The sequence below is a fragment of the Leptotrichia sp. genome, assembly GCF_057270615.1.
Genome location: NZ_DBHIXN010000051.1, coordinates 1 through 13,500, shown reverse-complemented (window position 1 = coordinate 13,500; position 13,500 = coordinate 1). Strand labels below are relative to the sequence as shown.

The 13,500-nt window shown below is 29.4% G+C and carries 11 protein-coding genes; 2 read left to right on the top strand and 9 right to left on the bottom strand.

Features of this window, described 5'->3' with window-relative positions; all coding sequences use genetic code 11:
- Window positions 1-2,270 precede the first annotated feature (2,270 nt).
- The 5 genes from ACO409_RS08590 to ACO409_RS08570 all read right to left on the bottom strand — a co-directional run bounded on the left by ACO409_RS08590 (window position 2,271) and on the right by ACO409_RS08570 (window position 8,628).
- The gene (locus ACO409_RS08590) at window positions 2,271-2,705 is read right to left on the bottom strand and encodes a hypothetical protein (RefSeq protein WP_472356264.1); all 435 of its coding nucleotides are present in this window, start codon (window positions 2,703-2,705) and stop codon (window positions 2,271-2,273) included.
- A complete protein-coding gene (locus ACO409_RS08585) occupies window positions 2,695-2,922 on the bottom strand; it encodes a hypothetical protein (RefSeq protein ID WP_485556375.1) in 228 nt (75 codons plus the stop codon). Before ACO409_RS08585 ends, ACO409_RS08590 begins: the two co-directional genes overlap by 11 nt.
- A gap of 2,143 nt (window positions 2,923-5,065) precedes the next feature.
- Entirely contained in the window at window positions 5,066-5,755 is a 690-nt protein-coding gene (locus ACO409_RS08580) for an HAD family hydrolase (RefSeq protein WP_485556373.1), read from the bottom strand.
- Between the two features lie 674 nt (window positions 5,756-6,429).
- Window positions 6,430-7,455: a type 2 isopentenyl-diphosphate Delta-isomerase gene (fni, locus tag ACO409_RS08575; protein WP_485556371.1), complete on the bottom strand. Its 1,026-nt coding sequence runs from the start codon at window positions 7,453-7,455 to the stop codon at window positions 6,430-6,432.
- Window positions 7,456-7,560: 105 nt separating this feature from the next.
- Window positions 7,561-8,628, bottom strand: a complete 1,068-nt coding sequence (locus ACO409_RS08570; protein WP_485556369.1) for a phosphomevalonate kinase — start codon at window positions 8,626-8,628, stop codon at window positions 7,561-7,563.
- A gap of 158 nt (window positions 8,629-8,786) precedes the next feature.
- Between ACO409_RS08570 and ACO409_RS08565 the strand changes: the two genes are divergently transcribed.
- Complete coding sequence (locus ACO409_RS08565) at window positions 8,787-9,545, top strand: nitroreductase family protein (protein ID WP_485556367.1); 759 nt, start codon at window positions 8,787-8,789, stop codon at window positions 9,543-9,545.
- A 319-nt stretch (window positions 9,546-9,864) separates the two neighbouring features.
- Entirely contained in the window at window positions 9,865-10,446 is a 582-nt protein-coding gene (locus ACO409_RS08560) for a hypothetical protein (RefSeq protein WP_485556365.1), read from the top strand.
- A 78-nt stretch (window positions 10,447-10,524) separates the two neighbouring features.
- Here the strand turns inward: ACO409_RS08560 and frr are convergent, their stop codons facing one another.
- The 4 genes from frr to rpsB all read right to left on the bottom strand — a co-directional run.
- Window positions 10,525-11,082, bottom strand: a complete 558-nt coding sequence (gene frr, locus ACO409_RS08555) for a ribosome recycling factor (RefSeq protein WP_485556363.1) — start codon at window positions 11,080-11,082, stop codon at window positions 10,525-10,527.
- A gap of 42 nt (window positions 11,083-11,124) precedes the next feature.
- Window positions 11,125-11,835 carry a UMP kinase gene (gene pyrH, locus ACO409_RS08550; protein ID WP_485556361.1) on the bottom strand — a complete coding sequence of 237 codons (711 nt, stop codon included), beginning with the start codon at window positions 11,833-11,835 and terminating at the stop codon, window positions 11,125-11,127.
- Between the two features lie 67 nt (window positions 11,836-11,902).
- Window positions 11,903-12,787 (bottom strand): translation elongation factor Ts, encoded by an 885-nt coding sequence (tsf, locus tag ACO409_RS08545; protein WP_485556359.1) that lies wholly within the window; start codon window positions 12,785-12,787, stop codon window positions 11,903-11,905.
- Between the two features lie 287 nt (window positions 12,788-13,074).
- Window positions 13,075-13,500 (bottom strand): 30S ribosomal protein S2 (rpsB, locus tag ACO409_RS08540; RefSeq protein ID WP_485556357.1); only part of this gene is annotated, 426 nt, incomplete at its 5' end.

Below are 13,500 nucleotides of genomic sequence, written 5' to 3'. Positions count from 1 at the left end.
GTAAAAATCAATATTGGAAGGGTAGGAGTCCTCAAGGGGGGGGCCATAGAGGACTTTCGCAGTGATAATTATTAATCCACCATTAAAGCAAAAAAAATAGTGGATCTAGTGATTTGATAGTGATTTCAATAAAACGAAAATCTTTCTATATTCTCCCGCATTTCTCCAGCTTCAAACAGCAAAACCTAATAAAATCCCAAGCCAAATATCCAACTCTTCTACCAAAAGCCGTCAGCCTCTCTTGGTCCTTAGTTTTCCATTTACCAGTCTCTTATAAATTCCTGTTCAAACCCTATCCATACCAATTTTGTCCCAAAATTTACCCAAATCTTGAATCCAATGCCCAAAATCAACGTTTTAACACAATAGATTTAATAGCTCAACTATACAAAACTTATTTTCAAACAATTTCATTACCTTTTTTTATTTATAAATTATTAAATCCATATCTTTTTAAAAGACTATTGATATAATCTTAGTATACCCTATAAAAAAAAATAAGTCAAGTTTTTTTCAAACTTTCCTCCCAACTTTAACCAAATTTTAACTACTTCCTAACCTAATTTATCTTTTCAAACCCCTATATTCCCCTTATATTATCCTAATATTTTAATTTCCAATCTTTTTATTTTTCTTAATAATTTTTGTACCTACAACTACCCCAAAAAATTCCATTCAACATTCCCACAAAATATGATATAATAAAGCACCTTAAAACCCTAAGGGTGACTTATAAAACAAAATAAAAATTATTGACAAATTGGGCTAGATTTTTCTAGCTTTTTTTTGTTATAATTAATTCTTACAATCAAATAAAAATGTCGTGATTTTTTCGGAATAAAAAATTTTTTTTAAATTAATAAGCAAAATTTCGTTAAAGAAAAAAGAACTGTTTGAGCGAAGCGAGTTTTCTTTTTTCTTTATAAGAAAGTTTTGCGTAAAGCCAGGGATGCAAGGGGGATGGCGACTGTTCCCCCTTGCACTTCTAAAATAAAACAATATATAAAGAAAAGTTTTAATCTATATTAACAAGAATAATTTAAAAATTCTTTATTATAAAATTATCTTAAAACCCTAAGGGTACTTTATTGTATAAAATAAAAAATTACTAATGAAATAAGGCTAGATTTTTCTAGCTTTTTTTACAACAATAAAAATCACAATTTACTGTCGGAGCATTTTTATGTGCTGGCAAAACTGTTTGAGCATAAGCGAGTTTTTTGCCAGTACGTAAAAATGTCGTAGACTAGCCAGGGTGCAGGGGCATGGCGATGATGCCCCTGCTTAAAAAATTCATTTGACATTTTCATAAAACATGATATAATAAAATTACTTTAAAACCGTAAGGGTAACTATCATAAATATAAAAATGTTGACAAACTAAGCTGGATTTTTCTAGCTTTTTTTTGTTATAATTAATTCTTACAATCAAATAAAAATGTCGTGATTTTTTCGGAATAAAAAATTTTTTTTAAATTAATAAGCAAAATTTCGTTAAAGAAAAAAGAACTGTTTGAGCGAAGCGAGTTTTCTTTTTTCTTTATAAGAAAGTTTTGCGTAAAGCCAGGGATGCAAGGGGCATGGCGACTGTTCCCCCTTGCACTTTCAAAATAAAATAATATATAAAGAAAAGTTTTAATCTATATTAACAAGAATAATCCCAAAATTCTTTATTATAAAATTATCTTAAAACCCTAAGGGTACTTTATGATATGAAATAAAAAATTACTAACGAAATAAGGCTAGATTTTTCTAGCTTTTTTTTGTTATAATTAATTCTTACAATTAAATAAAAATGTCGTGATTTTTTTAGAATAAAAAATTTTTTTTAAATTAATAAGCAAAATTTCGTTAAAGAAAAAAGAACTGTTTGAGCGAAGCGAGTTTTCTTTTTTCTTTATAAGAAAGTTTTGTGTAAAGCCAGGGATGCAAGGGGGATGGCGACTGTTCCCCCTTGCACTTTCAAAATAAAATAATAATAAAGAAAAGTTTTAATCTATATTAACAAGAATAATCCCAAAACTCTTTATTATAAAATTATCTTAGACTATCCAGAGTACAGAGGCATAACGATGATGCCCATGCTTAAAAAATTCATTTGACATTTTCATAAAACATGATATAATAAAATTACTTTAAAACCCTAAGGGTAACTTTGTATTTGAAACAAAAAAATATTGGCAAATTAAACTGGATTTTTCCAGTTTTTTTTGTTATAATTAATTTTTATTCAAAAAAATCACAGATTTTACACCTGTGACTAATAATCATTATTCATTTCTTTTAGATCGAATATAAAATCCAAAACCTGTACCGCCAAGAAATCCTACAAATATTTTTAAAATATCAATTAAAATTTCTTTATTACCTGTAAGTAAACATAATGCAACTAATATCAAAAAGAAAAACATTCCTAAAATAGAAACAATAAAAATCTTTTTATCCCTATCTTTTGTAATTTCAGCAGAATTTTTTATTATCATAAGTTCTTTCTGATAATCTTTAGCTTCCTGATCAATATAATTATTAATAAGTTTTTCTTTATCTTCTTTTGATAAATTTTTTAATACTTCCTGTGGTAAAGGACCTGAAAATTCACTACGGCTCATCTGTGTTTGAGTTAATTGTGCTATAATTTCAGGTATATTTTCAGGTATAGTTCCCATCTCTTTTTCCCTTGCTATATTCTTTTTATTATCTGACATTATTTAGCACCTCTTTAAAAGTATTTTGAAATTTATTTTTAGATCTATGCTCATATTTATTCAAAACTTTCAAAGTAGAAGTTTCAACATCAACAACGACTTTAAATATAGAAAACCCAATCTTCTTATTTAATTTTCTTGTCAATTCACTAACTCTAATATATTCATCTAAAAAAGACTTTGTATATAATCGTACTTTCCTTTCATAAATCACCATTTTTCTCCTCCCTTCATCTACAAAATAATTATATCAAAAAAAGATTAAAAAAACAATTATTAAACTAGTTTTTGACAGTTTTTTTCAACAATATAAATCACAATTTACTGTCGGAGCATTTTTATGTGCTGGCCGTAAGCAAGTTTTTTGCCAGTACGTAAAAATGTCGTAGACTAGCCAGGGATGCAAGGGGCATGGCAACTGTTCCCCCTTGCACTTTCAAAATAAAATAATAATAAAGAAAAGTTTTAATCTATATTAACAAGAATAATCCCAAAACTCTTTATTATAAAATTATCTTAGACTAGTCAGGGTACAGGGGCATAACGATGATGCCCCTGCTTAAAAAATTCATTTGACATTCCCATAAAATATGATATAATTATGTACAAGGAAAAAGATGAAAATCTTTATTGTATTTAAAAAAATAGCGAAAAATATACCTCTTTTATTAAAAGGGGTATTTTTTTTTATTATATTGTGTTATAATAATTCTTGGAGTTCGCTACTCCAAAATACAATAAAGATGGAGGTGGATTATGATAAACGGAGATTTCATCTTTGTTGCTATTTTAGTTATAATTTTATATTTCCTATTTAGCAACTAAAATTTTAACCTCCAATCTCCGTTTTTCCCACAGATAACACAATCTGTGGGTTTTTTATGTTTTGTGATCAAAAAAATCCATTTACTATTTTCACACAATATAGTATAATTATTTTATAAATTCTTTACATATAAAGTATAAATTACTGATAAATTAAGCTAGTTTTTTCTAGCTTTTTTCAACAATATAAATCACAATTTACTGTCGGAGCATTTTTATGTGCTGGCAAAACTGTCTGAGCGTAAGCGAGTTTTTTGCCAGTACGTAAAAATGTCGTAGACTAGCCAGGGTGCAGGGGCATGGCGATGATGCCCCTGCTTAAAAAATTCATTTGACATTTTCATAAAACATGATATAATACAACTACCTTAAAACCCTAAGGGTACTTTATGATATGAAATAAAAAATTACTAACGAAATAAGGCTAGATTTATCTAGCTTTTTTTTGTTATAATTAATCCTTACAATCAAATAAAAATGTCGTGATTTTTTTGGAATAAAAACGATGTTTGAGCGTAGCGAGTTTCGTTTTTGTTTCAAAAAAATGCTTAGACAAGCCGGGGATGCAAGGGGGATGGCGACTGTTCCCCCTTGCACTTTCAAAATAAAATAATAATAAAGAAAAGTTTTAATCTATATTAACAAGAATAATCCCAAAACACTCCTTCACAAAGTCACAAAATCTCCTGTTTTAAAAATTCATTTGACATTCCCATAAAATATGATATAATAAAACTACCTTAAAACCCTAAGGGTAACTATCATAAATATAAAAATGTTGACAAACTAAGCTGGATTTTTCTAGCTTTTTTTGTTATAATAATTTCGAGTTCAACAACTCATTATATTTATGATAGGAGGTTCAGAGCCGTGTCAAATGAGGATCTTATCAGACTTATCATTGTTCTATACATCGTTTATAGAATAACTAAATAGTCTGGCAAAACCGAATTTCACCTCTACCTCTGCCCTTAGGGGCTTTTTTTTATAATAATATAAGTATAATTTGCCGTCGGAGCATTTTTATGTGCTGGCAAAACTGTCTGAGCATAAGCGAGTTTTTTGCCAGTACGTAAAAATGTCGTAGACTAGCCAGGGTGCAGGGGCATGGCGATGATGCCCCTGCTTAAAAAATTCATTTGACATTTTCATAAAACATGATATAATAAAATTATCTTAAAACCCTAAGGAACTTTAATGTGTTAAAAATTGGAACTAAAAAACTGGAAAAATCCAGTTTTTTTTGTTATAATTAATCCTTACAATCAAATAAAAATGTCGTGATTTTTTTGGAATAAAAACGATGTTTGAGCGTAGCGAGTTTCGTTTTTGTTTCAAAAAAATGCTTAGACAAGCCGGGGATGCAAGGGGGATGGCGACTGTTCCCCCTTGCACTTTCAAAATAAAATAATATATAAAGAAAAGTTTTAACTTTTATTCACAAAAATAATTTAAAATTTTAGAATTAGTAAAACTTTTTAATCTGGTAATTGACGTCTTTACGTTAAAATAAATTAAATATAAAATTAGAAAATTTACTTCCAAAACAACTTATCAAATAAAGTCTTCCTTTTAGGCATCCCCTCAATCTTAACCCCTTTCTTTATCCAATACTTTTTACAAGCAATATCATACAAAGGCTCATCCGCCAAGCTATCCGAATAAAACTTCACAATCTCATATTCAAACCCCTTTTCCTTCGCCCATTCATCCAGCTTTTTAACTTTCTCTTCCCCCTTATTGTTTTTTCCATCAATTTTCGCAACAAAAGTTTCTCTGCCATTCTTTCCATCACTCACAAAATTAGTCCCAAAAACTTTATCATACCCAAGCGATAACAAAAAGTTTTCAATCAAAAATAATGGACTTGCCGAAGACACAATAACCATTTCACACTCTTTTTTATTTTTCTCCAATTCTTCTCTTGTCCAAGAATAAATTTTATTCCCTTTAATTTCCCAAAATTCAGCCACCAGTTCCTCAATCTCACTTTTAGAATGTCTTTCCAAAAATTCAAAATATCTCTCCTTCAAGGTTGTCAAATTTATTATTTTTAACAAATAAAAAATCAAATCCTTAGAATACTTCATCATAAACAAAACCGACCTAACCGGATACTTCTTCAAATAAAATACCGAAAAATTAACCCCTGTCTCCCCATCATAAAGCGTCTTATCAAAATCATAAACGATAATTTTCTTCTTCCCAACTTCTTCTTTTCTCATCTAATAAACTCTCCTCCCATTTTCCAATAACAAATCTAACTATAAAAAAATTTATTTGACATTTTCATAAAATATGATATAATAAAAACACCTTAAGACCCTAAGGGTAACTTATAAAACAAAATAAAATTATTGACAAATTAGGCTAGATTTTTCTAGCTTTTTTTGTTACAATAATACAAATCACAATTTACTGTCGGAGCATTTTTATGTGCTGGCAAAACTGTCTGAGCGTAAGCGAGTTTTTTGCCAGTACGTAAAAATGTCGTAGACTAGCCGGGGATGCAAGGGGGATGGCAACTGTTCCCCCTTGCACTTTTAAAGTAAAATAATATACCAAAAAAAATTTAATCTATATTAACAAGAATAATCTCAAAATTCTTTATTATAAAATTATCTTAAAACCCTAAAGGTACTTTATTGTATAAAACAAAAATTTACTAATGAAATAAGGCTAAATTTTTCTAGCTTTTTTTACAGCAATACAAATCACTACTGTCGGAGCATTTTTATGTGCTGGCAAAACTGTCTGAGCACAAGCGAGTTTTTTGCCAGTACGTAAAAATGTCGTAGACTAGCCGGGGATGCAAGGGGGATGGCAACTGTTCCCCCTTGCACTTTTAAAGTAAAATAATATACAAAAAAAGTTTTAATCTCTATTAACAAAAATAATCTCAAAACTCTAAGAAACTCTCTTTTTGCTGTATAAAAAATTCTAATGTTTTCCCATACAAAACATATTTAACATTCCGCAACTCCTCAATGTTATTAGCATTCAAAGCACACATTATCATTCTGCACTCATTTTTCCAGTTTTCCACAATTTCAATCACTTTCTCAACTTCATATTTCACAACTAATTCCAAAATTACTTTAGAAATTCCAACCGCTTTTGCCCCCAAAACCAATGACTTCACGATATCCAGCGGATTTCTAACACCTCCACTTGCAATAATTTCCACTTTATCCACATAATTTTTTAAATTCAAAAGACAAGAAACTGTAGTCTGTCCCCAATTATCCAAATAATGAAGAGCATTTTCCCGCCTCATATTTTCAATAAATGCAAAGCTAGTTCCCCCACGCCCACTTATATCAAATGTCTTTATTCCAAGTTCAATCCCTTTTTTTACCGTATCTTCAGTCATTCCAAATCCAACCTCTTTCAAGACAAGCGGGATTTTAATATTTTTTACAAATTTTTGTAAATTATTTTCCCATTCTCCAAAATTTCTGCTTCCTTCTGCCATAATAAGTTCTTGCATGAGGTTAACATGAACTTGTAAAAACAACGGATCCAAAGCCTCAACAGCCTTAATCCCAGCCGTATAATCTTTATCAATTCCAATATTTGTGGCAAGCTTTAAAAAAGGATTCTCCCTTTTCACAATTTCAAACGAATCATCGCCAGCATTTTTCAAAGCCGCACTATAAGATCCTGTCACAAGCAAAATGCCACACTCGCTCGCAACTCTAGCCAACTTTTGATTAATTTTTTTTGCATTCTCGCTTCCGCCTGTAATTGCATTAATAAAAAATGGCACTTCAAATTCACACTCCGCAAATCGAGTTTTCAGCTCAATTTCTTCAAGGTTATATTTTGGAATTGAACAATGAATAAGCTCAACCTCATCAAAGCTATTATATTTACTCCTATGCTCCAACGCATACCTAATATGCTCATCTTTCCTATTTTTCAATGTTTTCTCCTCTTTTTATTTATTTTAATCATTTATAAAAGTTTAAAATCCAACAAAAACTATGTTTTTTAAATAAAAAAACTTAGATTATTGAAACATATCTATTTATAATTTTTCAGAATACAACAATTCAATCCCCAGTTTTTTCCATTTTTCAACAACTATTTTAGTATCCTTTTCATCAAAAGAAAATGCAATCCCACAATCTCCACCACCTGCCCCGCTGCTTTTTGCACAAATATCCAAATTTTTTGTGGCATTCACCAATTCTTTTAATTTTTTACTATAAATATTTTCATTTAGATTTTCAAGCAATTTTCCATTTTCGCCAATACATTTTTTAATTATCAATTTATCCCCATTTTTTATGGCTTCTTTCAATTTTTCTACAACTTTTTCCACATTTTCCAAAAAATTTTTACTCTCACAAATAGAATTTTTTACAATATTTATTAAATCTCTTGAAATAGCAGGCTCCTTTGTCCACCCAGCCAAAAATTCACAACTTAAACTATTTTCTTTTTTATCAAAATAAAGCTCAGAAATTTCATAATTCCAGTCAATTTTTAAAATATTTTCCAATGTTTCATTTTTTATTAATTCCCTAATTTTTTGTCTATCAAAAGATCTGTAAAAAATTAAATTTTCATAAGAAATACAGGCAATATCCCCCATAGAACCATTATCCCCACGTTTTAGCAAGACATAAGAAGACAGCTTAAAAATCATTTCTTTAGAAATTTTTAAATTATACAAGCTCAAAATAGACTTTATTGTTAAAATTACAACACTTCCACTCGAACCAATTCCAAACTTTTTCCCATCTTTTTCCATTTTTCCTGTAATTTTTAGATTAAAAGGCTTAATCTTCAAATTTTTTAATTTTAAATATTCCCCCATAACAAATATCGTTTCACAAATAAGCGAATAATTTTTATCAAAATTTTTTAAAATATTTTCATTATCAAAAGCATCTTTTTCAATAGTTAATTTATAATCAAACATATCTGAAAAAACTGTATATTCATCCGTATCTGAAAAATTTATTTTTGATTCCATAAATATATTTACATTTTTTATAATCGCACTCTGCCCAGCTGTCAAAATCGAATATTCTCCGGCAATATAGAGCTTTCCGCAAGTTTTATTAGTTATTATTTTATTTCTTAGCATTTTTTTCTCTTTCAATTTTTTTATTTTTTCACTTCATAGAAAACTTATCATTTATTTGTAAATTATACCATAAAAAAATACGATTTTAAACTGTTTGACAATAGAAATATAATATGATACCATTATAAATAAACTTAAATTAAAAAGGAAGTGGTTTTGTGAACGAATTAATAAAACAATTGCAAAATAGACGTTCTGTAAGAGAATTTACAGGAGAAAAACTAAAAGAAGAAGATTTAAAAACTATTCTTGAAACTGCTCAAAGAGCAGCAAATTCAATAAATGGTCAGCAAACTACATTAATTGTTATAAAAGATAAAGAAAAATTAGCAAAAATTGCAGAATTATGTGGCGGTCAAAAACATATCGCTCAAGCTGAAGCATTTATTTTTGTATTAATCGACTTTCACCGTGGAGTTTATGCCACAGATTCTATTGGAAAAAGAAACATCGCCCCAAAATCTGCTGATGGAATCCTAGTTGGAGCAGTTGATGCTGGAATTATGGTAAATGCACTGCAAACTGCAGCCTTTGCCCTTGGTTACGGAAGCACTGTAATCGGAGCAATTAGAAAAGAAACAAAAGAATTCATAAAAATGCTAGGACTTCCAAAATACGTTTTCCCAATTATTGGTACAACAATTGGAGTTTCTGCCGAAAGAAAACTAACAAGATTAAAACCAAGAGTCCCACTAGATACATTCGTATTTGAAGACACTTATGATGCCAAAAAAGTAGAAGAAGGCGTAGAATTCCACGAAAAAGACACTATAAAATGGCGTGAAGAAAACGGAACTCCACAACTACCATCATACAAAGAAATGATTTCAATAATCTACGAAAACTTCTACAACAAATCAAAACAAGATTTAGAAGACCAAGGCTTTAAATTTACCGACGACTTGGAAGAACAATAATTTAAAATTATTTTTTTGATTAAAATAATCATTATTGGAAATTAAAAATGTCGTGATTTTTTGGAAATGAAAATTTCTGTTTGAGCGAAGCGAGTTTAATTTTCATTTTCAAAAAATGCTTAGACAAGCGGGGTTTGCAAAGGGGATGGCGACTGTTCCCCTTTGCATTTTTAAAAATAAAAAATATAGAAAGTATAGGAATAACATATATTCATAAAAATAATTTAAAAAATAATAGATTATTCAATGAAAACTTTAATAACAATAAAATTAATATCTTGTATAATATATTAAAAAAAATTTTGGAGGAAAAAAAGAAATGATAAAATTTACAAAAGCAAAAAAAATATTAATGGGATTAATGGTATTGGGACAATTAACAGCAATTCCCACTATTGCAAATGCCGCTCAAACCACAAAAGAAACAGCAGAAATTAAAAAATTTGACTCCCTAAATACTGCAGCTCAAGATTATGCAAAAGTGCTACAAGAAATTTCAAACTACGGTTCACGTGAAATGCTAAAATCAATTAACCCAGATGTTGATAAATATGTTGCAAAAATAAATAACCCAACATTAAAAAAACAATGGGAAGATTCAAATACAATGCTTATTGAACAATTTGAAGTATCAGTTTACAAAGTAAATGAACATGGAAATGATGGTGAAGTTGTATTCTTGATTAAAGGATACGATGAAAAAGCATTAGACAAATACTTAGGAGATAATGCAAGCCAATATGCAAAAGTTGACAGCGGAAAAGACGAAATTGAAGTTGATATTGAAAAATATATAAAACTTCAATATAATTATTTAAAAAATACAAAAAAAATCAATTTAGCAACATCTACTGTTAAGTTTGCCAAAGGTAGCGATAATAAATGGCAAGTTATTAAATAAATATCCAAATAAAAAAGCTAGAGAAATCTAGCTTAATTTTTTTTACAATAACAAAATACAGTTTAATTCTATTCAAGACTAAACTGTCAATAATTCTTTTTCTTTTTTAGCTAAAGCATCATCAACTTGTGCAATAAATTTATTTGTTGTTTTTTGAACTTTTTCTTCATTTGATTTCAATTCATCTTCTGTAATTTCATTATCTTTTTCAAGTTTTCTTAACTTGTTGTTTATATCTTTTCTTACGTTTCTAATCGCAATTTTTCCTTCTTCAGCTTCTTTTTTTACCATTTTTACATATTCTTTTCTACGATCCTGTGTAAGTTCTGGCACAACAAGTCTAATAACTTTACCATCATTTGAAGGATTAAATCCTAAATTTGCTTGTAAAATTGTTTTTTCAATTACTGGAATTAGTGACTTGTCCCAAGGATCAATTACTAATAATCTAGCTTCTGGAGCTGAAACTGTTCCAACTTGATTTAATGGAACTGGTGAACCGTATGCTTCCACAGTTACTCCGTCAAGCATAGAAACACTAGCACGTCCTGCTCTTACGTGAGAAAATTTTTCTTTTGTATTTTCTACAGATTTTTGCATTTTTTCTTCAGCTTCTTTTAAAATTGCATCTAACATTTTTACCACCTTTTTATTTTTTTATTTTTTATCTAATATCTTTTATTTTTTTACAGTTGTTCCTATATTTTCACCTTGAGCCATTTTTAAGATATTACCTTCTTCCAAAGCATTAAATACTACAATTGGCATTTGATTTTCTCTACATAGTGAAAGTGCTGATGTATCCATTACTCCCAAGTTTTTGGAAATCGCTTCATCAAATGTTACAGTATCATATCTGACAGCATCATCAAATTTCATAGGATCTTTATCGTAAATTCCATCAACTTTTGTTCCTTTTGCAAGCACATCTGCTTGAATTTCTACTGCTCTTAAAGCTCCCGAAGAATCTGTTGTAAAGTAAGGATTACTTGTTCCACCTGCAAAAATAACAACTCTTCCTTTCTCCAAATGTCTTATAGCTTTACGTCTTATATAAAGTTCAGCAACTTGTGGCATTTGAAGTGCAGTCATCACACGTGTCGGTACTCCCAAGTTTTCGATTGAATTTTGCAATGCAAGCCCATTCATAATTGTTGCAAGCATTCCCATCGTATCTCCTGTCACTCTGTCAAAGCCTTTTTCCATCCCGCTTATTCCACGAAAAATATTTCCACCACCAATAACAATAGCAATTTGTACACCTTTTTCATGAACATCTTTTATTTGTTTTGCAAAACTTTCAAGCACTTCATTTGAAAATCCAAATTCCTTATCCCCTGCAAGTGCTTCCCCACTTAATTTTAATAATATTCTTTTATATTTAAACATTTAGGAGCCTCCATATTTTATATATTTATGAAAAAATAAGGGGATTTATTTCCCCTTATAGCAAAAACTAATTTCCAGAAATTTGTGCAGCTACTTCAGCAGCAAAATCTACTTCTTCTTTTTCAATTCCTTCTCCAACTTTAAATCTGTCAAATGAATTTATTGTGCTAGGGGCAATAAATTCTCCGATAGTAACGCTGTCATCTCTAACATATTTTTGTTGTACTAAACAGTTTTCTTCGTAGAATTTTCTCATTTTTCCTTGTAATATTTTGTCGATAATATTAGCAGGTTTTCCTTCAGCAGTTAATTGGTGTCTTGCAATTTCTTTTTCTCTTTCCAAATCATCAGCAGTAACTTCTGATTTATCTAAATATTTTGGATCCATTGCAGCAATATGCATTGCAACTCCTCTTGCTTTTTCAATATTTTCAGGAGTAGCTTCTCCACTAACATTTAATAATACACCAATTTTTCCACCTAAGTGAATATAAGTTTCAACAAATCCATCAGTTGAAATAACTTTTAATCTTCTGATATTCATGTTTTCACCAATTTTAGCGATTAATTCTGTTAAATGAGTTTCAACAGTTTTTCCTTCAAATTCAACTTCTTTCAATTCATCTTCACTTGTTAAATCATGACTTAAAGTTAATTCTACTAATTTTTCTCCAAAAGATTTAAATTCACTATTTTTAGCAACAAAATCAGTTTCAGAATTAAATTCCAAGATAGCACCTTTTTTTCTATCTTCAGAAACTGCTGCAAACACCAATCCTTCTGCTGCAACTCTTCCAGATTTTTTAGCTGCTTTAGCAATTCCTTTTTCTCTTAACCAGTCAATTGATTTTTCAACATCTCCACCGTTTTCTTGTAAAGCTTTTTTACAGTCAAGCATTCCTGCTCCTGTTCTTTCTCTTAATTCTTTAATAAGTGCTGTTGTAATTGCCACTTTATTTCCCTCCTAAATATATTTTTTATTTTTATATTTTAAATTTATACTCGAACTTATTTAAAATCGAACTATTAAAAATTACATAAACTTAGAATTTAAGTAAAATAGTCATAACTTTTGAGTTCGGTTTAAAATTAATTTTACTATATTTATGACAAAAGAAAAACCTTTGCTAAATAATATTTTTGTATTACGAGAACAGGGGAATGGCTTTATTCCCCTCACATCTTATTTAATTCTCTATATAAACTATTTTTTTAATCAAAAGTTTTTGTTAAATTCAATTACGCTTCTGTGTTTTCTTCAGCAGCTTCTTCTACAGTTTCAGACACTACTTCTTCAACAACTTCTTCGTTTGCAGGAACTTCTAATTCTTCCCCTTCAGCAACATTTTCGATTCCGCCATTTCCTTCAATTGCAGCATTTGCAATAACTTGCGCAAATAATTTTACTGATCTTATAGCGTCATCATTTGCAGGAATTTTGTAAGTTACTAAATCAGGATCTACATTTGTATCGATTAATGCGATTACAGGAATTCCTAATTTTTTAGCTTCTTCTAATGCTAAGAATTCTTTTTTGATGTCAACTACAAATAATGCAGCTGGCAAAGTGTTCATTTCTTTGATTCCACCAATATTTTTAGAAAGTTTTGCCATTTCTTTTCTTAATAATCCAGCTTCTTTTTTAGTGTAAGCTGTATCTAAAGT